21 protein-coding genes and 2 pseudogenes are annotated in these 22,900 nt (G+C 38.8%); 1 reads left to right on the forward strand and 22 read right to left on the reverse strand.

What is annotated here, in order from left to right:
- Window positions 1-56 precede the first annotated feature (56 nt).
- From RQ973_RS03265 to eno, 16 genes and pseudogenes are all read right to left on the reverse strand, one after another.
- Window positions 57-950, reverse strand: coding sequence for an aldose 1-epimerase family protein (locus tag RQ973_RS03265; RefSeq protein ID WP_311522729.1), 894 nt, complete (start codon window positions 948-950; stop codon window positions 57-59).
- A gap of 103 nt (window positions 951-1,053) precedes the next feature.
- Window positions 1,054-2,529: a PTS galactitol transporter subunit IIC gene (locus RQ973_RS03270; RefSeq protein ID WP_045763399.1), complete on the reverse strand. Its 1,476-nt coding sequence runs from the start codon at window positions 2,527-2,529 to the stop codon at window positions 1,054-1,056.
- A gap of 44 nt (window positions 2,530-2,573) precedes the next feature.
- Window positions 2,574-2,879, reverse strand: a complete 306-nt coding sequence (locus RQ973_RS03275) for a PTS sugar transporter subunit IIB (RefSeq protein WP_000590576.1) — start codon at window positions 2,877-2,879, stop codon at window positions 2,574-2,576.
- Between the two features lie 39 nt (window positions 2,880-2,918).
- On the reverse strand, window positions 2,919-3,395 hold the full coding sequence (locus RQ973_RS03280; RefSeq protein WP_311522730.1) for a PTS sugar transporter subunit IIA: 477 nt from the start codon (window positions 3,393-3,395) through the stop codon (window positions 2,919-2,921).
- Between the two features lie 255 nt (window positions 3,396-3,650).
- Window positions 3,651-4,043, reverse strand: a pseudogene (locus RQ973_RS03285) (hypothetical protein); the annotation flags it as partial.
- Window positions 4,044-4,262: 219 nt separating this feature from the next.
- On the reverse strand, window positions 4,263-4,460 hold the full coding sequence (locus RQ973_RS03290; RefSeq protein ID WP_075230276.1) for a hypothetical protein: 198 nt from the start codon (window positions 4,458-4,460) through the stop codon (window positions 4,263-4,265).
- Between the two features lie 214 nt (window positions 4,461-4,674).
- Window positions 4,675-4,896, reverse strand: a pseudogene (locus RQ973_RS03295) (transposase); the annotation flags it as partial.
- A 298-nt stretch (window positions 4,897-5,194) separates the two neighbouring features.
- Window positions 5,195-7,018, reverse strand: a complete 1,824-nt coding sequence (gene lepA, locus RQ973_RS03300) for a translation elongation factor 4 (protein WP_311522731.1) — start codon at window positions 7,016-7,018, stop codon at window positions 5,195-5,197.
- 78 nt (window positions 7,019-7,096) lie between these two features.
- On the reverse strand, window positions 7,097-7,825 hold the full coding sequence (locus RQ973_RS03305; RefSeq protein WP_311522732.1) for a metallophosphoesterase family protein: 729 nt from the start codon (window positions 7,823-7,825) through the stop codon (window positions 7,097-7,099).
- On the reverse strand, window positions 7,826-9,493 hold the full coding sequence (gene recN, locus RQ973_RS03310; RefSeq protein ID WP_311522733.1) for a DNA repair protein RecN: 1,668 nt from the start codon (window positions 9,491-9,493) through the stop codon (window positions 7,826-7,828).
- Window positions 9,494-9,499: 6 nt separating this feature from the next.
- Window positions 9,500-9,931 carry an arginine repressor gene (locus RQ973_RS03315; RefSeq protein WP_049526273.1) on the reverse strand — a complete coding sequence of 144 codons (432 nt, stop codon included), beginning with the start codon at window positions 9,929-9,931 and terminating at the stop codon, window positions 9,500-9,502.
- Window positions 9,924-10,739, reverse strand: coding sequence for a TlyA family RNA methyltransferase (locus RQ973_RS03320; protein ID WP_311522734.1), 816 nt, complete (start codon window positions 10,737-10,739; stop codon window positions 9,924-9,926). Before RQ973_RS03320 ends, RQ973_RS03315 begins: the two co-directional genes overlap by 8 nt.
- The gene (locus RQ973_RS03325) at window positions 10,732-11,607 is read right to left on the reverse strand and encodes a farnesyl diphosphate synthase (RefSeq protein ID WP_311522735.1); all 876 of its coding nucleotides are present in this window, start codon (window positions 11,605-11,607) and stop codon (window positions 10,732-10,734) included. The genes RQ973_RS03320 and RQ973_RS03325 overlap by 8 nt, the downstream gene beginning before the upstream one ends.
- Window positions 11,604-11,816 carry an exodeoxyribonuclease VII small subunit gene (locus tag RQ973_RS03330; RefSeq protein ID WP_311522736.1) on the reverse strand — a complete coding sequence of 71 codons (213 nt, stop codon included), beginning with the start codon at window positions 11,814-11,816 and terminating at the stop codon, window positions 11,604-11,606. Before RQ973_RS03330 ends, RQ973_RS03325 begins: the two co-directional genes overlap by 4 nt.
- Window positions 11,794-13,134 carry an exodeoxyribonuclease VII large subunit gene (gene xseA / locus RQ973_RS03335; protein ID WP_311522737.1) on the reverse strand — a complete coding sequence of 447 codons (1,341 nt, stop codon included), beginning with the start codon at window positions 13,132-13,134 and terminating at the stop codon, window positions 11,794-11,796. Before xseA ends, RQ973_RS03330 begins: the two co-directional genes overlap by 23 nt.
- A 230-nt stretch (window positions 13,135-13,364) precedes the next feature.
- A complete protein-coding gene (gene eno / locus RQ973_RS03340; RefSeq protein ID WP_000022825.1) occupies window positions 13,365-14,669 on the reverse strand; it encodes a surface-displayed alpha-enolase in 1,305 nt (434 codons plus the stop codon).
- Between the two features lie 164 nt (window positions 14,670-14,833).
- Here eno and RQ973_RS03345 point away from each other — a divergent pair, with 164 nt between their 5' ends.
- On the forward strand, window positions 14,834-15,280 hold the full coding sequence (locus RQ973_RS03345; protein ID WP_311522738.1) for a DUF1694 domain-containing protein: 447 nt from the start codon (window positions 14,834-14,836) through the stop codon (window positions 15,278-15,280).
- Here RQ973_RS03345 and RQ973_RS03350 read toward each other — a convergent pair.
- From RQ973_RS03350 to glgB, 6 genes are all read right to left on the reverse strand, one after another.
- A complete protein-coding gene (locus RQ973_RS03350; protein WP_311522739.1) occupies window positions 15,277-16,392 on the reverse strand; it encodes a glycerate kinase in 1,116 nt (371 codons plus the stop codon). The genes RQ973_RS03345 and RQ973_RS03350 overlap by 4 nt on opposite strands.
- Before the next feature lie 16 nt (window positions 16,393-16,408).
- Complete coding sequence (gene serB / locus RQ973_RS03355; protein WP_281334890.1) at window positions 16,409-17,050, reverse strand: phosphoserine phosphatase SerB; 642 nt, start codon at window positions 17,048-17,050, stop codon at window positions 16,409-16,411.
- 62 nt (window positions 17,051-17,112) lie between these two features.
- Window positions 17,113-18,546: a glycogen synthase GlgA gene (gene glgA, locus RQ973_RS03360; protein WP_075231597.1), complete on the reverse strand. Its 1,434-nt coding sequence runs from the start codon at window positions 18,544-18,546 to the stop codon at window positions 17,113-17,115.
- Entirely contained in the window at window positions 18,543-19,682 is a 1,140-nt protein-coding gene (gene glgD, locus RQ973_RS03365; RefSeq protein WP_311522740.1) for a glucose-1-phosphate adenylyltransferase subunit GlgD, read from the reverse strand. Before glgD ends, glgA begins: the two co-directional genes overlap by 4 nt.
- Complete coding sequence (locus RQ973_RS03370) at window positions 19,672-20,814, reverse strand: glucose-1-phosphate adenylyltransferase (protein WP_075231599.1); 1,143 nt, start codon at window positions 20,812-20,814, stop codon at window positions 19,672-19,674. Before RQ973_RS03370 ends, glgD begins: the two co-directional genes overlap by 11 nt.
- A complete protein-coding gene (gene glgB, locus RQ973_RS03375; protein ID WP_075231600.1) occupies window positions 20,804-22,732 on the reverse strand; it encodes a 1,4-alpha-glucan branching protein GlgB in 1,929 nt (642 codons plus the stop codon). Before glgB ends, RQ973_RS03370 begins: the two co-directional genes overlap by 11 nt.
- Between the last annotated feature and the right edge of the window lie 168 nt (window positions 22,733-22,900).

Consider the following 22,900-nt stretch of genomic DNA (forward strand, 5'->3'; position numbering starts at 1 on the left):
TAATATACTACTATTGTTTAAAAAAGTCAACACTTTATGTTTGTTTTTGTTTATTTTTATAAAATTTCGATATCAAACCCAATTTGATCACTTTGACCTGGATTTAAGATTCGAACATTTTTCTTATCTTCTAGATGATCGCCCTCTTCGAGTGATGTTGATAAACCTGACCAAGGTTCCAAGGCAAGGAAAGGACCTTTATTGAGAGTTGACCAGACGATAAGGTTTGGAAATTCTTTAAAATCTAGTTTTAATCCCTTATCATGCTTGCGTGACCGTAAGGAAACAGAGCGAGAGGCTAATTCATCTAATGTCACTGCATCATAGCTAAAGAAATCATAATTTAGATCCAATTCTTTTTGGTCTTTTAACCAGCTACTTCTATCTTGAAAATCTAACATCCCTGTTTCTGGAAATGTTTTAGGAACTGTACAAGTTTCAGATTTTTCAAATTCAAGATAGTAATCTTCATAGGCTTCATCATCAAATAAAGGACAGTTAAAGCCTGGATGTCCACCAATAAAATATGGCATTTTCTTATTTGTTTCCTTATTGGTAACTTGATACTGTGTTCGAATAGTCTTTCCAGTAACAGTATAAGTTATTTCTAGACGAAAATGATAGGGATAATTCTCATACATTTCTTGGTCATCTTCGATAGCAAAGGTGACAGCATTCTCTGTTTGTTCTACTAATTCAAATTCTTTTTTTCGAACCAATCCATGACGTGGAATTTTACCTGTTACTTGACTACCATCTGCTTGATGATATAAGACAGTATCATTTCTAACGGATCCACAAATTGGAAATAAAACAGGTGCTTGTCCACTCCAGTAAGTTGGATCTCCCTGCCACAAATACTCAATTCCATCTTTGTCTTTTATTGAAGAAAGTGCACCACCAAAAGTTTGAAACTGTACACTTAACTGTTCTGTTTTTAATTCAATCATTAGAATTACCTCCATTTATTTAAGGCCTAAAAAAACTAGGCTGTCGACTCCAGATTTGGAAACTGACAACCTAGTTTTTACAATTTACATTTTTAGGAGCGAATTATTTTGCGTTTGCTGCGTATTCTTCATTACGTTTGATCATTTGTTTTCTGTACCATGCAAAGATACCAACGTAGAATACTAGGAATACTAATGCGCCAAGGATAGCTTTGATATCACCAGTTGTAGCATTACCAATTGCCCAACCAAATAGTTTTTCGATTGGTCCTTCAAGAGTTGAGTGAGTAATCAATTGAGTTTGGCTTACACCTTCTGGGAAGGCACCTACACCTTTAGCAAGTTCTGTTGCAAATGGTGCGATAAGTGTACCTGAAAGAAGGAAGAGTGGCAACAAGAGTGTTCCGAAGATAATCATACGGAGCAATTTACCACGAGTAACTACCAAGAGAGCTGGAGTTACACCCATTGCGATGATACCAGCAAGTGGCAAGATACCATTTCCGACATTTGAAAGAAGCACAGCTTCAACCAACATGATTGGTGCAAGTACGTTGGCACAAGCCCAGATTTCAGCACGACCAGCGATAAATGGCCAGTCAAGACCAATGTTGAATTTACGTCCTTGAAGACGTTTAGTAGCAACGTTTGTAATACCTTGTGAAAGTGGTTCTACGGCTGCGATAAACCATGAACCGATCAATGAGAAGAGCTCCAAGCAGACACCGGCAGTCAAACCAAGTGACAACCAACCTTTAATAACAAGTTCCCATTTATCAGCACCTTCAACACCAGGAACTGGATGTGGAGTTCCCATCAAACCGATAACGATACCAAGGATGAAACCGATGAAGAATTTAGATCCCCAGAAACCGATTCGTTTATTCAATTTAGCAGCGTCAAAGTCGTATTTATCAAGACCTGGGAAGAGTTTATCAAAAATCTTATCCAAAACCATGATAACTGGGTTCATCATGTAGTTCATGTGAGTTGAAGTCATTGGTGATGAACTTGGTGCGTTAAGAAGGTCATCAAATGTTGGTTTCATCAAGTCAGAGTTGATGATTTTAAGAACCCCAACAAGAACAACTGCTGCAGTCGCGATGAAGAGTGAAACTCCTTGGCTAACTCCATTGTTGTCAGCATACCATTTGATCAAAAGACCTGTGATAGACAAGTGCCAGATATCAAAGATATCGACGTCAAGTGTATCAGTTTTCTTCATTGCAAGCATGACAATGTTGACGATCAACATCACAAGCAAGAAGTAAAGTGTCCAAGCTGAACCCCAAGTGATTGTAGCAAGTGGTGCCCAACCAACGTCGGTAATATTCAATTGAATACCAGTGTTTTCAACGAATTTTGCAAGAGACGCTGAGAAAGCACCATTTAACATACCGATGATAGCACCGATACCAGTAAGAGCGATGGCAAGTTTGATACCACCTTCAAGCGCTTTGGAGAATTTCACTCCAAAAAGTAGAGCCAATAATGTCAAAATGATCAGCATGATGATCGGTCCACCCATTTCCAAGATAGGTTTGAACAGCTTATTGGCTAGTTCGATAATGATATCCATAATTTTCCTCCCTTTATTTTTATGGAATATTTACAAATTAATAATTAGCTTAGACCATGTTCTTTGATAGCTGCTTCAATATTGTCATAAACTGGAGCGCTCATAGCTGGAATACGGAACAAGATTGGTCCTGCTTCAACAACTGGGATACCTGGTTCAAAACCTAAATCAGTAGCAGCGATTGGTGTAAAGATATCATAACCTTTAATCAAGTCTTCATTGACATCTTTTACCATAACAGCATCACATTGAACATCGTACCCACGGTTAGAAAGTTCTTCTTCAAGAGCACTTTTAATTTGGTGGCTTGAGTTAACACCTGCACCACAAGCAGCAAGAATTTTAATCATTTGGATTTCCTCCGTTTTTATATAAAAATTATTAACAAATTAAGCAGTCGCTTCTGAGATGTATTGGAACAAAGCTTCAGGTTCCGTAATCTTAGAGAGCGCTTCAAGATGACCATTGCCTGTAAAGAAGTCCATCAACTGCGCAAGAATATTTGTTTGACTTGAGCTTGAATTGTTGATGATAAAGAAGAGTAATGATACTTCTACTTCCTTATCAGGGGCAATCATATTGTGGAACGTTACTGGTTTTTCCAGACGAACCACGACAACATTTTCAGTTAGATTATGAATTGTATCAGTATGAGGAATAGCTACGTTAGGCAAATCCTTCCCTAAAAACTCCATATCCAAACCAGTTGGGAACGATTTTTCACGTTCAATCAAGGCCGATCGATAGGTCTCTGTAACAACTTTCTTTTCTTCCAATAGGGTTGCAACTTGATCGAATAGTTGCTTTTGATTATCTGCTTCTAAGCAAAAGACTAAGTCTTTGTCAAAGAAATGATCTAATCCCATGACCTTCTCCCTTCACATTTAACTTTTATGGTATAAGTATAACACTATATGAAACCGTTGTCAATGTTTTTTTGTTGTATTTTGTTTGGTTTTTGTTTTTTTGTTTACGTTTTAAACATTTGCTAATTTCAAACATATTTTTTATAAATTTCTTAATAAGTAAAACAAAAAACAGGAATGCCTCCTGTTTTCACGATATTAACTCTTTTTATTGGTCCAACTTTCTTCCACCATTGGAAGGAGATTTTTTAATACCTATGGAACACCTTCAAGAGAAACATATCTAAACTTACCATCATCGGATTTAAAAAAACAGATAATTAAATATTTCCCATTCTTAGCAATACAGTTTACTACATAGGCCTCATAGCCACCGATAGTTGATTTTGACCCCCATACCTTGGAAAATTCTTGACTTTTCTGTTTAGATTCATAAATGCTAGTTGAAATTTGAACAGTTTCAAGTGCAGCGTACTCACTTTCACTAATACCAAACTGCTAAGGTTTAAAGGTATTGAGAGTTACAATATTGACATCCGTCCCATCACAGTACTGAATGTCACCTCCACCTTCAATTTCTTTGGAACGAACCCATGATTTAGGAATTTTCACATAGCCATAATCATCTGAACCTACTATTTGAGTTTCTTATGTCTGGCTAGATAAGAAAGGCGATGATTAAGTGCCACTGGGCCGGACGTGATTTGCAACCACGTAAAAAAAGCCTCAGTATTCGCACTGCTGGTGCTTTTCCATTGCTCATGGCTTAGAAAACTATCACTTTTTCGCAGAATCCGTATAACACATTTACGGAGCAGGTGCAAGAAAATGCGTTTTTTGAGAAGTTCTGACTAAAAATACGTCTATTTATTTTTTATTGTTTTTTATTGTAGAGCAGACCCAACCGAATGAACATAGGTTGTAGAAAGCAAATGAAAAAACTGCAAGGATGATAGCTCCTGTATCTAAATAACCTCTTTCAAGACCGTTTTTCAACAACAACAAGCCTGTAGTTTCGACAACGATCAAACATAAAAATATATAAAAAATTTTCGCATTAAGCATATTGTTACCGCTTTCTTTTTATTTGGTTTTATTGTATAATAAAAGTTGAAAAAAATCAAAAAAACATAACCACCCATCTAACGGGTGGTTTGCACTAGGGCTATAAGTCCACATTACCAGCCAGCGCCTAAAGACGCTGGCTTTCACCTTGTTCAAGCCTCATCGCTCTTGACTCGTCACTTACCTCTTAAAAAGGCGTGAGTATTACTTGCTACTATCCCCTAAAGGGATCCTCATATTCTTTTACACTCAATTTATCTAGTGATAGATCATGCTTTACTTATTTTCAAATTTTCATACTCGTTTAGAAATCATCCACTGGATAATTTATTCACTCTTGAATATATTTCTTAATTGTGGCTTCATTAAGCCCTACTGTACTCACATAATAACCTTCCGCCCAGAAATGTCGATTCCCAAACTTGTATAGTTGATTGAAATAAGATATGAACAAAGAGATTAGGAAAGTCAAATCAATTTCTAAAAATATTTTAGAATCTGTAGTATACTATTCTAAGTTCAATCTGCTATACTTGAGGTTGGCGCGTTTGTCAAACATTAAGAAAAGAGGCTGAGCAAAAAATCTTTAAAATCAGAAAAACGCATAATATCAGATGTTGAAAACCTTGATACTATGCGTTATATTTTTTCATTTTCGGAGAAAATTGACTTTTTACCCAGCCTCTTAAAAAATCATTATTTTATATTTATCTTATTTTTTCTTGAGATCTCAACTATTCTTCATCCATGCTCAAAACGCTGAGGAAGGCTTCTTGTGGGACTTCTACTGATCCGATGGCTTTCATACGTTTCTTACCAGCTTTTTGTTTTTCGAGAAGTTTACGTTTACGAGAAACGTCACCACCATAACACTTGGCAAGAACATTCTTACGAAGCGCTTTAATATCTGTACGAGCCACAATCTTATGTCCAATAGCTGCCTGAATCGGTACCTCAAACTGTTGACGAGGAATGATTTTCTTGAGCTTATCAACAATGAGTTTCCCACGTTCATAAGCAAAGTCTTTGTGAACAATAAAGCTAAGAGCATCCACCTTATCACCATTAAGAAGGATATCCATTTTCACCAGCTTAGATGGGCGGTACTCTGACAACTCATAGTCAAAGCTCGCATAGCCACGTGTTGAAGATTTGAGCTTATCAAAGAAATCGAAGACAATTTCAGCCAATGGAATTTGATAAATAACGTTAACACGATTGTCATCAATATAATCCATAGTCACAAAGTCCCCACGCTTGCGTTGAGCTAATTCCATTACTGCTCCGACAAACTCCTGTGGTACCATAATCTGAGCCTTGACATAAGGTTCTTCAATGGTCGCAATCTTAGTTGGGTCTGGGAATTCTGATGGATTTGACACATCCATAGACTCACCATCAGTCTGATTGACCTTGTATATAACGGATGGTGCAGTCATGATCAAGTCAATGTTGAACTCACGTTCCAAACGTTCCTGAATAACATCCATATGAAGAAGGCCGAGGAAGCCACAACGGAAACCGAATCCAAGAGCTTGCGATGTTTCAGGTTCAAACTGAAGACTAGCATCGTTCAACTGCAATTTTTCAAGGGCTTCACGAAGATCGTTGTACTTGTTTGACTCGATTGGATAAAGACCAGCAAAAACCATAGGATTCATCTGCTTGTATCCATCTAGTGGCTCTGAAGCAGGGTTTGCCGCCAAGGTAACTGTATCACCGACACGAGTGTCTTGAACTGTCTTGATAGATGCTGCAATATAACCAACGTCACCTGTCGCAAGGAAGTCACGTCCTACTGCTTTGGGTGTGAATATTCCGACCTCAGTCACATCAAAGGTTTTACCATTGCTCATGAGCTGAATCTTATCACCTGGCTTAACAACTCCATCCATGACACGAACTTGGAGTATAACCCCACGGTAAGCATCGTAAACTGAGTCAAAAATCAAAGCCTTAAGTGGTGCAGTAACATCACCAGTTGGGGCTGGTACTTTTTCAACGATTTGCTCTAGAATTTCTTCGATACCGATACCCGCCTTGGCAGAAGCCAATACTGCTTCGCTGGCATCCAAACCGATAACATCCTCTATTTCTGTACGCACGCGCTCTGGATCTGCTGCTGGAAGGTCAATCTTGTTAATGACTGGCATAATTTCCAAATCATTATCCAAAGCTAGGTAGACGTTTGCCAGGGTTTGAGCTTCAATCCCTTGGGCTGCATCGACCACTAAAATAGCTCCTTCACAGGCAGCAAGCGAACGCGATACTTCATAAGTAAAGTCTACGTGCCCTGGTGTGTCAATCAAGTGGAAAATATAGGTCTCACCATCTTTAGCAGTATAATTCAGCTCGATAGCATTGAGTTTGATAGTAATTCCACGCTCACGCTCCAAATCCATGCTATCAAGAAGCTGAGCTTGCATTTCACGACTAGAAACCGTCTCTGTAGCCTCCAAAATACGGTCTGCTAGTGTTGACTTTCCATGGTCAATATGGGCAATGATAGAGAAGTTACGAATCTTCTCCTGTCGTTTTTTCAATTCTTCTAAGTTCATCATTCTCTTCCTTTCAGGGTATCTATTAATTATAAATTGTTTTTAACATTTTGACAAGACCATACCCTGTTAGGAGTACTAATCTTCAGCAATAAAACCGTCATTTTCAATATAATGACGTTCAGTCATGCCTTGATCTGTAAAGATAATACCATGAAGAACACCGCCATAGACAGCTCCCCCATCCATACCAACTTTACCATCTTCTGTTATCCAGAGTTCAGATGTGCCAGGTTTTTGATCCAACAAACCATAAACAGGAGTATGCCCAAAGACAATTGTTTTCCCAGTATGATTTTCTGCCTCATGGAAGGGTTTTCTGAGCCAGACTTTCTTATAATCTGTGGTATCATGCCAATCTTCCAAGGTCAAATCAATACCTGCATGAACAAAAATATACTTATCTGTTTCAATGATAAAAGGCATCTGACGGATAAACTCCACTAAGTCGGCTGCTTCTGTCTCAACACGCTTAGCATCTGCTACTCCATCTACTGGTGCATCTAATGGACGGCCTAAAATGGAATTAATGGTTGTATCCCCACCATTACGACGATAGTGGTCATAACTTTCTTCAGGATTATCTAACCAAGTTAAAAACATATACTCGTGGTTCCCTGATAAGCAGATAGCTCCTTGGTTATCTACCAAATCCTTGACCATTTCAAGAACACGGCGGCTATCTTCTCCTCTATCAATCAGATCTCCAAGAAAAAGTAATTGAGTCTTGCCATCCCATGTTTTAAGTAAATCTTCTAACATTCCAGCTTTTCCGTGGACATCACCAATTACATAATAGTCTGTCATTTATTTCTCCTTACTTTGTAATAATTCTCTCGCTTGAGTCAATGCTGCTTCTGTCACATTCTCCCCAGCCAACATCTTAGCGACTTCTTCAATCCTTTCTTCAACTGTTAACAAGCGAACTGTTGAAACGGTTGAATGTTCATTGCTAATCTTTTCGATGAAGAACTGATAATCTGCAATCGCAATGACTTGAGGAAGGTGAGAAATAGCTAATACTTGACCATGCTGCCCAATTTTATGAATTTTTTGCGCGATGGCTTGAGCTACACGACCTGAAACTCCCGTATCCACCTCATCAAAGACGATACTGGTCTTGCCTTCCTTTCGAGAAAAAGCGGACTTGATAGCTAACATCAAACGAGACAATTCTCCTCCAGAAGCTACTTTTACTAATGGTTTAAAATCTTCTCCAGGGTTGGTTGAAATGTAAAATTCAACACTCTCATTACCTTCACGACTGAATTTTCCTTGACTAAAACGAACTTGAAATTCAGCTTTTTCCATGTAAAGGTCTTGCAATTCTTGCTTGATTTCAGCTTCTAAGTCCTGCGCTATTTTATGGCGAGCTTGAGCAACTTGACCTGCTAAATCCACAAGATTTTTTTCAAGTTTCTTGAGTTCGATTTCCATATCTTCAGAAGATAGATTATTTCCGGTTAGAAGATTGTATTCGTCTGTAATCTTGGCAAAGTATTCAAGGACATCATCTACACTACCACCGTATTTACGTGTGATGGTATGAATTAAATCTAGTCGGCTTTCAACCTGCATCAGACGATTCCCATCAAAATCTAAATCATCAATAATGGATTCCAAGCGCTTGGTGATATCTTCTAGAACATAATAGGATTCAGAAAGGGAGCTTGAGATCTCACGATACTCTGGATCGAACTCTTCAAGACTTTCCATATCATTCATGGCCGAACGAACATTTGCAAGGCTTGAAAATTCTTCATTATCAAGCATAATATAAGCATTTGTTAAAGTATCGGCGATATGTTTATGGTTAAGAAGTTTGTCTCTTTCTTGATTAAGTGCAATATCTTCACCCGCTTTCAAATTAGCTGCTTCAATCTCAGCCATCTGAAATTCCAACATTTCAATACGAGCCTTGTGTTCCTGCTGATTTTTTTTGATGTCAAGCACTTGCTTGCGCATACGGCGGTAGTTATCGAAGCTCATCTGATAGGCTTCTTTTAATTCAAAGAAAGAAGCATTCCCAAACTCATCCAACATCTGAATATGTCGATGTGGGCGCATTAACTCCTCTTGGTCATGTTGACCATGGATATCAACTAGCTGTTGACCAATCGTCCTTAGTACTGAAAGATTAACCATCTGTCCATTGACACGACTGATGCTTCGGCCGTTTTGTAAAATTTCGCGACGAATAATGATTTCATCACTCAATTCTAATCCTTGTTCATCAAAAATTTCTTCTAGCGCGCGATTACTTTCAATTGAAAAAAGACCTTCAATTTCCGCTTTTGGAGCCCCATAACGAATAACTTCTGTTGTAGCTCGAGCTCCTAACATCATATTCATAGCATCAATAATGATTGATTTACCCGCACCTGTTTCACCAGTTAAAACTGTCATCCCTTGTTCAAAGTTCAAAGAAATTGATTCGATGATAGCAAAATTTTTAATCGAAATTTCCAGTAACATATAATCCTACCAATTTTTAACTTGCTCAAAAATATCTTTGGCTGTTTCTTCACTTCTCAATACCATCAAGATGGAATTATCATCAGCAATACAGCTAAAAATTTGGTCAGAAAAAACAGTCATCAACTGACTCTTGACGAAAATAGTATTCCCTGGAATAACTTGCAAATTAATCATATGCCCCATGCGTTCAGCATGAATAATATTATTTTCTGCCAACTGCAAGCTTCTAACGATTGATTTTGGTAATTCATAAATGTAAGTATTGTCTTTCAATGGAATTTTTACAATACCTAATTCTTTAATATCTCGGGAGACTGTTGCTTGAGTAGCAGAAATACCAGCTTCTCTCAAGTGTTCAACGATTTCTTCCTGTGTTCCGATTTGATAATCTGTAACAAATCTTCTAATCTTCTCAAGTCTCTCTTTTTTATTCATCTTTAAATTCTCTATGTGCTTTCTCCACTATTTTTTCTATTTCAGAAGTAACCTGATTGATTGCGTGATCTTCTTTTCGCAAATAGGCTAAAAACTCGATATTCCCATGACCACCTTGAATAGGAGAATAGTCCAATCCTAAGACTGAAAATCCTTCATCAACTGCCATTTTAGTAACTGATTCTAAAACATTTTGGTGAACCTTGGCATCTCTGATAATTCCATTTTTACCGATCTGTTCTCGACCAGCCTCAAATTGAGGCTTAACTAGAGCAACAACCTGCCCTTGATCAGCTAAAACTCGGTGCAAAGCTGGCAGAATAAGGCCTAGGGAAATAAAACTGACATCGATACTTGCGAAACTTGGTTCCTGATTAAAGTCGGTCTTTTCAGCATAGCGGAAATTAAACTGCTCCATACTGACAACACGAGGGTCTTGGCGTAATTTCCATGCCAGTTGGTTAGTACCAACATCAACTGCAAAAACTTGTTTAGCACCATTTTGCAACATGACATCCGTAAAACCTCCAGTTGAAGCTCCGATATCAATGGTCGTTTGTCCCTCAACTGATAGATCAAAAATATCTAACGCCTTCTCAAGTTTCAAGCCACCACGACTAACATACTTAAGTTTCTCGCCCTTGAGTTTCAATTCTGTATCGTCAGGAATTTTTTCTCCTGGTTTATCAAATCGTTCGCCATTTAAAACAGCGACTACCAAACCTGCCATAACACCTCGTTTGGCTTGTTCTCTCGTTTCAAATAAACCTTGTTTGTAAGCTAGTACATCTACTCTTTCCTTAGCCATTGATTCTCAAACTTTCTACTATTTTCACAATTGGTGCCTTATCAAAGCTCACAACTAGGCTAATCTCTTCAAGTTTCGCATTAGCTTGATCCAAGGTTTGATTGCAAAATGCTATCGCCTGATCTAATCCCAACAATGCAGGATAGGTTGACTTCTCTGCTTGCAAATCTTTCTGGGGTGTCTTGCCGATTTCCTCAAAACTTGCTGTAACATCAAGGACATCATCTCTCACTTGAAAAGCAAGTCCAATCAACTCGCCAACTGTTTTAAGCTGCTTCTGAAGATTTTCATCCAATCCAGCAATGATACCAGCAGCTTGGAAAGGAAAGGCTAACAGTTTACCCGTTTTATTAGCATGGATGGTCTGAAGTTCTTCTAGACTTAATTGTTGACCTTCACCTTCCATATCTAACACTTGACCAGCTACCATCCCCATACTACCAGAAGCAAGGGATAAATTAGATATTAAATCTACCTTGGTTTGACTAGGTAAATCAGCTTGAGCAATTAAAGCATAGGGATCCAAAAAAAGCGCATCCCCTGCTAAAATAGCTAGAGCTTCACCATACACCTTATGGTTGGTCAAACGCCCCCGACGAAAATCATCATTATCCATAGCAGGAAGATCATCATGGATCAAACTTCCTGTATGAATCATTTCTAGTGCCGCTGCAACTTGAGCATGTTCCTGAGTGATAGGCACTTGCAAGGAGTCCAAAACTTCTAAAAGTAAATATGGACGAATCCGTTTACCACCAGCATGGACGGAATAGAGAACAGCCTCTCTTAAACTGGATGCAAATTGTTGGTCGCCATAAAAGCCTTCAAGAGCTGATTCGACCAAAGCTAGTTTTTCCTGCTTGTTCATACCAGTTCACTTTCTGTTCCATCTTCTTGTATCACCTTGACCAAGGTCTTTTCAGCCTTATCCAGAGTAGCTTGCAATTCCTTTGACAAGAGCATTCCTTTTTGAAAAGCTGAAATAGCATCTTCCAAAGCAATTTCACCATTTTCTAAGCTTTGAACAATCGTTTCAAGTTCTGCTAGATTTTCCTCAAATTTCTTTTGTTTTGACATCTTTAACCTCTAATTCTACTTGACCGTCTCGCATCAACAGTGATACTTGGTCATTTTCTTTCAGATCTTTCGCAGAAGCGACTACGACTTCTCCTTTTTTGACAATTGCATAACCTCTAGCTACAATTCGACTAGTATCTAGCATAAGGAGAGCTTCTGATAGGCGTTTTACTTCTGCTACTTTTGCATCATAGGTCACAGCCATCTGGCTACGCAACAGTTTCTTTAATTGCTGGATACGATCCTGATAACGCTGAATCTTGATGGTTGGTGATAATTGTTCCAAACGGTGGACTAGTTCTTGCACCTTTTGTTGATTTCGAACCAATTCAGCATTCAGTCCTTGCTTCAGTCGTAGCTGTAACTGATCCAAGCGTTGTAGATAACCGTCATATAAACGCTCTGGTTGTCTGAAGATGACCGATTGACTAAGGATTCTCAAAGCTTCTTTTTTCTTTGACAAGGTATGCTTAACCGCTGTAGTCATGCGTTTTTCTTGATTCTGAAGATAGGTCAAAAGATCTAACTTAGTTACTGGCGTAGCGAGTTCAGCAGCAGCTGTCGGCGTTGCCGCTCTCTTATCAGCCACAAAATCAGCCAAGGTGACATCTGTTTCATGACCTACACTCGAAATAATCGGTAAACGAGATTCAAAAATTGCTCGAACTACAATTTCTTCGTTAAAGGCCCAAAGATCTTCAATGGAACCTCCCCCACGGCCGATAATCAGAACATCTAAGTCAGCGCGTTCATTGGCTCGAGTTATATTACGAGCAATTTCCTCTGCAGCACCCTCACCTTGAACTTTAGTAGGATATAAGACAATTTCCACACCAGGGAAGCGTCTGCTGACTGTAGTGATGATATCTTGGATAACAGCACCACTTCGACTGGTCACCACACCTATTTTTTTTGAAAATTGTGGTAAAGATTGTTTAAAGTGTTCTTGAAACAAACCTTCTTCTGTCAGTTTCTTCTTAAGTTGTTCAAATTGGATAGCCAAGGCACCAACACCATCTGGTTCAGCTTTTTCAATGATAATCGAATAACTTCCGCTTGGCTCATAGACTTGGACGCGACCAACCACATTGATCTTCATCCCTTCTTCCAAGTCAAATCCCAAACGTTGGTAGACACCCGACCAAATGGTCGCCTGAATAACCGCTCGGTCATCTTTAAGAGAAAAATACTGATGAGTTGGACGCTTACGGAAGTTAGAGACTTGACCAGTTAAATAGACCCGTTCCAAGTAGGGATCTTTATCGAATTTCATTTTTAAATACTTAGTCAAAGTTGCTACCGATAAATACTTTTCCATCTCTACCTCCTTCTTTTCTCTAGTTTTTCCTGGGTATTATTATACCAAAAAAACGTTTAAAAATCTCTTTTTTCACCTCTAGAATACGAAAACAAGACTGGATTTCTTTGACCTTGTCTTATAATATACAAAAGCCCTTCGGATAAAATCCGAGGGGCTTAAATCTTGTTTAATCAAGAGCCGAACTTTTGAGTTTCAAGGTTCGGGATAAAATAGTTCACTGAACTATTTTATTTTTTAAGGTTGTAGAATGATTTCAATCCACGGTATTCAGCTACTTCACCAAGTTGATCTTCGATACGAAGCAATTGGTTGTATTTAGCGATACGGTCTGTACGTGAAAGTGAACCAGTCTTGATTTGTCCTGCGTTTGTTGCAACTGCGATGTCAGCGATTGTTGAATCTTCAGTTTCACCTGAACGGTGTGATACAACTGCAGTGTAACCAGCTTCTTTAGCCATTTCGATAGCGTCGAATGTTTCAGTAAGAGTACCGATTTGGTTAACTTTGATAAGGATTGAGTTAGCAGCGCCTTCAGCGATACCTCTTTCAAGGTAAGCAGTGTTTGTTACGAAGAAGTCGTCACCAACCAATTGAACTTTACCACCAAGACGTTCAGTAAGAGCTTTCCATCCATCCCAGTCGTTTTCGTCCATACCATCTTCGATAGTGATGATTGGGTATTTGTTTACCAATTCTTCAAGGTAGTCGATTTGTTCTGCAGAAGTACGAACAGCTGCTCCTTCACCTTCGAATTTAGTGTAGTCGTAAACTTTACGTTCTTTATCGTAGAATTCTGATGATGCACAGTCAAATCCGATAAATACGTCTTTACCTGGAACATAACCAGCAGCTTCGATAGCAGCAAGGATAGTTTCAACACCGTCTTCAGTTCCTTCGAAACGAGGAGCGAATCCACCTTCGTCACCTACGGCTGTTTCAAGACCACGAGATTTAAGGATTTTCTTAAGAGCGTGGAAGATTTCAGCACCCCAACGAAGAGCTTCTTTGAATGTTGGTGCACCAGCAGGTACGATCATGAATTCTTGGAAAGCGATTGGAGCATCTGAGTGAGATCCACCGTTGATGATGTTCATCATAGGAGTTGGAAGAACTTTAGTGTTGAATCCACCAAGGTAGCTGTAAAGTGGGATTTCAAGGTAGTCAGCAGCAGCACGAGCTACAGCGATAGACACACCAAGGATTGCGTTAGCACCCAATTTACCTTTGTTAGGAGTTCCGTCAAGTGCGATCATAGCACGGTCGATAGCTTGTTGGTCACGTACATCGTAGCCGATGATTGCTTCAGCGATGATGTTGTTTACGTTGTCAACAGCTTTTTGTGTACCAAGACCACCGTAACGAGATTTGTCACCATCACGAAGTTCAACTGCTTCGTGTTCACCAGTAGAAGCTCCAGATGGAACCATACCACGTCCGAAAGCACCTGATTCAGTGTAAACTTCTACTTCAAGTGTTGGGTTACCGCGTGAGTCTAGGACTTCGCGAGCGTAAACATCAGTAATAATTGACATTTTTTACTCTCCTTATTGAGTTAAATTTTTTACACCTCTATGATACCTTAAAAAGACACCTTTTTCAAGGAAAAACGTTATCTTTGTGCAAATTTTCCTTAAGTTTATAAAGTAATCGCTTTCTTTCATCTGTTTTCTCCTTTATTTTATGATATACTATTTTTATGACTGATCTATCTAAACAAATCCTAGAAAAGGCCAATGGTGGTCTTAAACTAAATCCTGATGAACAAAGACGTTTTCTCGGAACATTTGAGGAACGTGTCCTTGGCTACGCGGACCTTGAAACAGCTGATGATGATAAATTTAAAAATGGATTTTTAACAATTATAGAAACCTTTAAAAAAGAGACTCAACCTCTATTTGTCAAAATTTCTCCTCAGGTAGAGTTTGATAAACAAGTTTTTTATCTAAAACAATCCAAAGATGCTGACTGCCAAGCGACCATCGTTTCTGAAGATCATAACTCTTCTCCTTTTGGCCTAGTTATCCATAGCGATGCCCCTATTCAAACAAGTGAAAAAGACCTCAGAAAGGCCTTTTCAGACTTATGGCAGGAAAAAGAGATGAAAAAAGCTCCTACTTCTCTTTGGAAAAAGTGGTTTGGTTAATTTTTCTTCAAAGCTAAAATTTGACCAATGTTTGCAGCTGTATCTTCTAAATAGATAGCTGCATTTTTTAGACTATCCTCAAGCGGTTCGCTTTTTTCTAGTATTGAAAAGGCAGCAACGAGATTTTCATATGGCAAGGGCGGTAAATCCTCTGACAGACTCCCACAAATAGCAATAACTGGAACACCATTTGGTGTTCTTTTTGCTACTCCGATTGGAGCCTTACCAGATAAACTTTGAGAATCTAACCTACCTTCACCGACAATAACTAGATCTGCATCTGCAACCTGTTCATCGAAGTTTATTAAATCTAAACAGGTTTGAATACCAGATACAATCTCTGCTCCTGCAAAGGCACACAAACCAGCCGCAATGCCACCACCTGCTCCAGCACCATCCAATTTTAACATTTCAGGTGCAACTTTGCGGTAAAAGTTTTCAATAGCAATATCAACGTCTTGGAATTTAGCTGGTTCCAACCCTTTTTGCTTCCCAAATGTATAGGTAGCACCGTTAATTCCACAGAGTGGATTGGTAACATCTGCCAAGATTTTAATTCGTACATCAGAAGGAATAGATATAACTTTCTCCTTTGAGATATCAGTAATTTCAAACAAAGACTGACCAATAGCTAGAAGTTCATCTCCATTTTTGTCATAGAACTGGTAACCAAGTCCTGAGGCAATTCCAATACCGCCATCGTTACTGGATGTCCCACCAACTCCTATATAGATCTCTTTCATTCCTTGTTCGAGTAAATATAGGATCAGTTGACCAATTCCCTTTGTTTGAATCTTCAGGGGATTTCGTTTTTCAATAGGAATTTTAGCAAGCCCAACTAAATCAGCCACCTCGAAAAGAGCAAGTTCTCCTTTTTGAACATAAGTCATTTGAACCTCATCTCCAAAGGGACCTGTCACTAAAGCAGTTTTTTCTACAAGACCAAGTGAATTTTTAATGGCATCCACTGTTCCTTCCCCTCCATCGCCAACAGGTAAGAGAAAACATTTCGATTCAGGTAGAGCCTTTTTAAGGCCTCGTTTAATAGCTTTAGCTACTTCACTTGCAGGGAGACTCTCCTTAAAAGAGTCAGGTGCTATTACAATTTTCATACACTCATCTTTCTCATCAAAGGAAATCTATCAGATTCAATACTTTTGTTAAATCTCTTTCTTCAATTTGAAGGGGAATTTCCTCTTTCACGATTTCTTTGGCACAGAAGCCAATGCCGATTCCAGCTCTCTTCAACATTGCTAAATCATTAGCTCCATCTCCAATAGCAATTGTTCTATCAATTGGTACCTCTAATTCATCAGCCCATCTTATTAGGGTTTCTTTTTTAACTTCTCTGCTTATAATAGGACCAACAAGATTTCCAGTTAAATGACCATCTCTGATTTCCAGTTGATTAGCAGAAAATAATGAAATCCCTAAATCTTTTGCTATTCTTTCAACCACAGGTGTAAATCCACCCGAAACTAAACCCACTTCTATCTGATTTTTTTGCAGAGTGTTAATAAATTGCGCAGCATTTTTACTAAGGTGTAGTTCATGATAAATCTTATCAAAAGTATCTATAGAAAGTCCTTTTAGAAGGGAAACACGTTTTCTCAGGCTTTCTTCAAAATCTAGTTCTCCCCTCATAGCTTGGGCAGTCAGTAGGGCTACTTCTTCTTCACACTCTGCTTCTTTCCCCAACAAATCAATAACTTCCTCTTCTATCAGTGTCCCATCAACATCCAGTACACAGAGTCCTTTAATTTTTTTCATATAATTGCCTTACTTTCATAATCTCAAAAAATCGTATGAAGGTATCATACGATTTTAACTATTTAGTTTGCTAAGCTATGATACAAATCAAGATATGACTTGCAAGCTGTATCCCAAGAGAAATCACATTCCATAGCCTGAACTTGCATGTTTTTCCATACGTCAGGATGGTTATGATAAACGTCCAAAGCAGTTTGCAATGCCCAGTTGAGCCAGTATGGAGTTAGGTTGTTAAAGCTAAAGCCTGTACCTGTTCCTTCAATTGGATTAAAGGCTTGAACAGTATCTCTAAGTCCACCCACCTCGTTTACTAAAGGAAGCGTACCATATCTCATGGCCATCATTTGTGAAAGTCCACACGGTTCAAAGCGACTCGGCATGAGGAAAATATCACACGCTGCATAAATCTCTTGAGCTAATTTCACATCGAAAGTAATATTGGCAGAAAGTTTTTCTGGGAATACTTGACTAAACCAAGAGAAGGCTTGTTCAAATCCTGGATCTCCAGTACCCAAGAGAACAATTTGAATATCCTCTTGAAGCATACGATGCAGGCTTTCAACCACCACATCAAAGCCCTTCTGACGAGTCAAACGTGACACGATACCAATCATTGGAACATCTTGACGTACTGGAAGACCAACTCTTTCTTGAAGTTTCGCTTTATTTTGAGCTTTTCCTGACAAATCAGTTTTATTAAAATGATACTCGAGTAAAGCATCCGTCTCTGGATTGTATAAATCAGTATCAATACCATTAACAATACCAGAAACCTTACCAGATTCCATACGAAGAATCTGATCAATACCGCAACCAAATTCTGTAGTCATGATCTCATAAGCATAGCTCGGTGACACGGTTGATACACGATCTGCATAGAGAATACCTGCCTTCATCCAGTTAAGACAATCATTCCAACGAACTGTTCCATCAGCATAGCGCTCAAATCCAACCCTGAACAAGTCCCAAAGCATGCTTTCAGAGAATTGACCCTGAAATTCCAAGTTATGAATGGTCAAAACAGTCTTGATTCCTTGGTAAGCTTGAATCCATCTGTATTTTTCTTTTAACAAGAACGGAATCATTGCTGTATGGTAATCATGAGCATGGAGGACGTCAGGTATGAATCCAATACGCTCCATAGCTTCAAGGGCAGCAAGTTGGAAGAAGGCAAAGCGTTCACCATCATCGAAGTCTCCATAAACATGTCCACGGAAGAAATAATATTGATTGTCAATGAAGTAGAAGGTAACACCATTTAGAACTGTTTTCTTAATTCCACAAAATTGTCTCCGCCAACCAACATAGACTTCGAATTGAAGGACATCTTCAATCTGATCACCAAACTTGGCTTCTACCATGTCATAGTAAGGTAAGATAACAGCAACCTCATGCCCAGCTTTTACTAATGATTTTGGAAGTGCTCCGATAACGTCTCCCAATCCACCTGTTTTTGAAAAGGGAGCGCCCTCTGCTGCTACAAATAAAATTTTCATGAAAGAATGTCCTCTGTTACTTTTTCACCTTTTTTGATGACAACAGGGTTTTCTGCTGTACCTCGAATAACAACTCCCTCGGCTATTTCAGCTCCTTTATCTACAATTGCATACTCAACTTGTGCACCTTTTCCAACGACAACACGAGGGAAGATAAGAGACTCTTTAACCAAGCTGTCTTTATTGATACGAACATTACGCGAAATAATAGATTTATCCACTTCACCTTCAATGATACTACCAGAAGCAAATTGAGAGGTGTTCACTTTTGAACCAGATGCGTAGTAGGTAGGTTCTTCGTTTTTAACTTTAGTATGAATCTTTTGATTTGGCGAGAACAAAGAGTAGAATTTATGCTGATCAAGCATATCTAAATTAGCTTGGTAATATGTTTCTACTGAATGAATATTGGCTAGGTATCCTGTGTATTCATATGCAAAAGCACCTTCTTTTGCTGCTAAATCACGAAGAACATAACGTAATTTTTCTGGATATTCTTTTTGAGCTTCTTCTTCCAAACGTTTAATCAACCATTGAGTGTCTACAACAAAGATATCTGTTGACATATTGTAGAAATCTTGGTCTGATTTTTTATCAAAAAGTTTATGGGAAACTACATGGTCAGTTTCATCAATATCAAGGATAGCATTTACTTCTGAAATATCTTTCTTAGGTAATTTCTTATAAACTACTGTAATCGGTGATTTTGTTGTATTATGCAAATGGAAAACTTGATTGAGATCGATATTCACTAAAACATCACAGTTCAAGGAAACGGTTTGGTCTGAACCTGAACGTTTTAGGTAAGTCAAAAGTTGTTGGTAGTACTCTTTACCAACAGTGCTGCTTTCTACACGAGTATTGTAGATTCCAAGATAGTAGTGGCTAAGCAACGTATTCAAGCCCCACTCACGTCCTGAACGAATATGGTCAAATACAGAGCTGATGTTATCTTGTTGGAAAATTCCAAAGATACTACGAACCCCAGCATTTGCTAAACTTGAAAGTGAGAAGTCAATCAAACGATACTTTCCTCCAAATGGCAAACTTGCCACTGGACGGTTACTTGTCAAGGTTGACATATCATGGAAACCAACGGTATTTCCTAAAATGGCTGAATATTTATCAATCTTCATCTGTTGCTACCCCCACTACTTCGTTATATCCGACTACTTGTACTTCTTCTGTACCATCAATTTCAACACCATCGGCAATAATTGCACCTTCACCGATGATTGCACGTGTAATTTTAGCACCTCTACCGATAACTGCTCCACTCATGATGACAGAATCAACAACTTCTGCTCCCTTACGAACTTGAGCAGTTGTAGAAAGAATAGAGTGTTTCACTGTACCATTTACGTAACAGCCGTCCACTACAAGAGAGTCTTCTACCTGAGCGAATTCTCCAAGGAAGTTTGGTGGAGCGATAAGGTTACGAGAATAAATTTTCCATTGACGGTTACGGCTATCTAGAGCATTTTCTGGAGAGATGTATTCCATATTTGCTTCCCAGAGTGATTCGATAGTACCAACGTCCTTCCAGTATCCATTGAATTCATAAGCATAGACACTTTCACCAGTTTCAAGATAGTTTGGAATAACGTTTTTACCAAAATCTGACATATCAATATTAGCCTTTTCAGCTGTAACTAGCATATTGCGAAGTCGTTTCCAATCAAAGATATAAATACCCATTGATGCCTTAGTTGATTTTGGTTCAGCTGGTTTTTCTTCAAATTCGACAATACGATTATTAGCATCTGTGTTCATAATACCAAAACGGCTAGCTTCTTTTAGTGGTACATCCAAGACAGCAACTGTCAAGCTGGCATTATTGTCCTTGTGTGATTGGAGCATATCATCATAGTCCATCTTGTAGATATGGTCACCTGAAAGGATCAAAACATACTCAGGATTGATGCTGTCGATATAGTCGATGTTTTGGTAAATGGCATGACTTGTACCTTCAAACCAACGGTTCCCCTCACTTGCAGAGTAGGGTTGAAGGATAGAAACTCCGGTGTCAATACCATCTAGACCCCAACTAGAACCATTACCAATGTGGCTATTGAGAGCTAGTGGTTGATACTGTGTGATAACCCCAACATTATGGATACCAGAGTTGGCACAGTTTGAAAGAGCGAAGTCAATGATACGGTAGCGCCCACCAAATTGCACGGCAGGTTTAGCAATGTTTTGAGTGAGTTTACCGAGACGAGTTCCTTGCCCACCGGCAAGGATTAAAGCTAGCATTTCATTCTTCATTTTCTACTCCTTTTTGAGTTTTATTAGCGACTTTCTTAGTAGGTTTTATGCGACGTTTGATTTTCCAAATACTTGCTCCCATAGCTGGCAAGGTAAATGTCAAAGTCTGCTCATAATCCTTCCACAATCCTTCTTGAGTTTGAACTGTTTGGTTATGCTCTTTCCACACACCACCCCATTGTTCTAACTCTGTATTCCAAATTTCTTCATAAATCCCTGCAACTGGAAGACCAATTGTAAAATCAGGACGTTCAACTGGTGCCATATTGAAGATACAGACTAGCATCTCGCCTTTCTTGCCCTTACGGATAAAGGAAAGAACACTCTGATCTCTATTATCCGCATCAATGATTTCAATACCATCATAACTTGTATCAATTTCCCAAAGACAACGGTGATCTTTATAAAGCTGATTCAACTGTGATGTAAAGTATTTCATCTTGGCATTCATCGGATCTTCTAGGTTAGACCACTCCAATTGCTCTTCGGATTTCCACTCTAGGAATTGACCAAACTCACTACCCATGAAGAGTAATTTCTTACCAGGGTGACAAATTTGATAAGTGTAAAGGTTTCTCAAACCAGCAAATTGATTGTAACGATCACCCCACATCTTATGCATCATACTCTTCTTACCGTGGACAACCTCATCATGTGAGAATGGTAGGAGATAATTTTCATTAAAGACATACATGAAGCTGAAGGTCACAAGATTAAAGTCATACTTGCGATAAATGGGATCTTCTTCGTAGAAACGTAAGATATCATTCATCCAACCCATGTTCCACTTGTAGTCAAATCCAAGTCCACCCATTTCCTTCATGCCAGTAATCTTGGTACCTGAAGAAGACTCTTCTGCAATCATCATAACATCCGGATGAGCAAGTTTAATCACATCGTTCAAACGTTGTAGGAAATAATAGCCTTCATAGTTGAGATTGCCACCGTCTTTATTTGGGGTCCATGGAGCATTGTCATAATCTAGATAGAGAATATTACTTACAGCGTCTACACGAATACCATCTAGGTGATAGAAATCAATCCAGAACTTAATGCTAGAAATCAAGAAAGATTGGACTTCATTTTTTCCAAGGTCGAAGTTAAGCGCTCCCCAACCATAGTTGTTAGCCTTATTATGATCTTGGTATTCAAAAGTTGGTGTGCCATCATAGTATGCCAAAGCATCATCATTGATGGTAAAGTGACCTGGCACCCAATCCACAATTACACCGATATTGTTGATGTGACACTCTTCAACGAAGTCTTGAAACTCTTCTGGACGACCATAAGCATGCTCTAAAGCGAAGTAACCCATGAGCTGATAGCCCCAACTCAATCCAAGAGGATGAGACATCAAAGGCATAAACTCGATGTGAGTATAGTTCATCTCAACAAGATAGGGGATGAGCTCTTCTTTAAGTTGAGCAAAGCTATAAGGTGTCCCATCAGGATTTCTCTTCCAAGATCCTGCATGCGCCTCATAGATATTGACCGGTCTTTCGAAAAATCTCCAACGTTTTCTACGAGCTAACCAGAGACCGTCCTTCCATTTTTTCTCAGGTATTTCTGTTAAAACAGCTCCTGTTCCCGGACGAGCTTCATAGCGTACTGCCAAAGGATCAATCTTCATAAGCTGATGACCATTAGCACGAGTAATATGATATTTATAAATATGCCCCTCTTGAGCTAAAGTTGTAAAAACTTCCCAAACTCCAGATTCATTACGAACCATGGGGATTTGATTTTCAAGCCAGTTAGTAAAATCACCAACTAGATGGACAGCCTGCGCATTTGGCGCCCAGACACGGAATGTATAACCATACTCACCGTCTCTTTCGTCACGATGCGCTCCCAAATAGTGCTGAAGATGAAAATTTTCGCCACTAGTAAAAGTTCTTAAAGCCTCAAATTTATCCATTGAATCCCCCTTTTATTGTAAGCGTTTTCTATGTCTTTATTATACTATCTTTTAAGAAAACTTTCAACTAATTTCCGAATTCTACTAAAATTTTTTTCGAAAATCTTCATATAGTTATCTTAACATTTCTAAAATTTTCATAAATGATGATAAGCGATGGAATTTTCT

It is taken from the genome of uncultured Streptococcus sp., from assembly GCF_963511325.1.
Lineage (GTDB): Bacteria > Bacillota > Bacilli > Lactobacillales > Streptococcaceae > Streptococcus.

Coding starts and splice junctions, on each gene's coding strand:
- RQ973_RS03305 (WP_311522732.1), bottom strand. CDS start 7,825: ATGACAGACTATTATGTAATTGGTGATGTCCACGGAAAAGCTGGAATG.
- RQ973_RS03280 (WP_311522730.1), bottom strand. CDS start 3,395: ATGGGATTAGATCATTTCTTTGACAAAGACTTAGTCTTTTGCTTAGAA.
- eno (WP_000022825.1), bottom strand. CDS start 14,669: ATGTCAATTATTACTGATGTTTACGCTCGCGAAGTCCTAGACTCACGC.
- RQ973_RS03290 (WP_075230276.1), bottom strand. CDS start 4,460: ATGCTTAATGCGAAAATTTTTTATATATTTTTATGTTTGATCGTTGTC.
- glgD (WP_311522740.1), bottom strand. CDS start 19,682: ATGAAGATTGATAAATATTCAGCCATTTTAGGAAATACCGTTGGTTTC.
- RQ973_RS03275 (WP_000590576.1), bottom strand. CDS start 2,879: ATGATTAAAATTCTTGCTGCTTGTGGTGCAGGTGTTAACTCAAGCCAC.
- serB (WP_281334890.1), bottom strand. CDS start 17,050: ATGAAAAAAATTAAAGGACTCTGTGTACTGGATGTTGATGGGACACTG.
- RQ973_RS03265 (WP_311522729.1), bottom strand. CDS start 950: ATGATTGAATTAAAAACAGAACAGTTAAGTGTACAGTTTCAAACTTTT.
- lepA (WP_311522731.1), bottom strand. CDS start 7,018: ATGAACTTAGAAGAATTGAAAAAACGACAGGAGAAGATTCGTAACTTC.
- RQ973_RS03320 (WP_311522734.1), bottom strand. CDS start 10,739: ATGGCTAAGGAAAGAGTAGATGTACTAGCTTACAAACAAGGTTTATTT.
- RQ973_RS03345 (WP_311522738.1), top strand. CDS start 14,834: ATGACTGATCTATCTAAACAAATCCTAGAAAAGGCCAATGGTGGTCTT.
- recN (WP_311522733.1), bottom strand. CDS start 9,493: ATGTTACTGGAAATTTCGATTAAAAATTTTGCTATCATCGAATCAATT.
- RQ973_RS03270 (WP_045763399.1), bottom strand. CDS start 2,529: ATGGATATCATTATCGAACTAGCCAATAAGCTGTTCAAACCTATCTTG.
- RQ973_RS03315 (WP_049526273.1), bottom strand. CDS start 9,931: ATGAATAAAAAAGAGAGACTTGAGAAGATTAGAAGATTTGTTACAGAT.
- RQ973_RS03325 (WP_311522735.1), bottom strand. CDS start 11,607: ATGAACAAGCAGGAAAAACTAGCTTTGGTCGAATCAGCTCTTGAAGGC.
- xseA (WP_311522737.1), bottom strand. CDS start 13,134: ATGGAAAAGTATTTATCGGTAGCAACTTTGACTAAGTATTTAAAAATG.
- RQ973_RS03330 (WP_311522736.1), bottom strand. CDS start 11,816: ATGTCAAAACAAAAGAAATTTGAGGAAAATCTAGCAGAACTTGAAACG.
- glgB (WP_075231600.1), bottom strand. CDS start 22,732: ATGGATAAATTTGAGGCTTTAAGAACTTTTACTAGTGGCGAAAATTTT.
- RQ973_RS03350 (WP_311522739.1), bottom strand. CDS start 16,392: ATGAAAATTGTAATAGCACCTGACTCTTTTAAGGAGAGTCTCCCTGCA.
- RQ973_RS03370 (WP_075231599.1), bottom strand. CDS start 20,814: ATGAAGAATGAAATGCTAGCTTTAATCCTTGCCGGTGGGCAAGGAACT.
- glgA (WP_075231597.1), bottom strand. CDS start 18,546: ATGAAAATTTTATTTGTAGCAGCAGAGGGCGCTCCCTTTTCAAAAACA.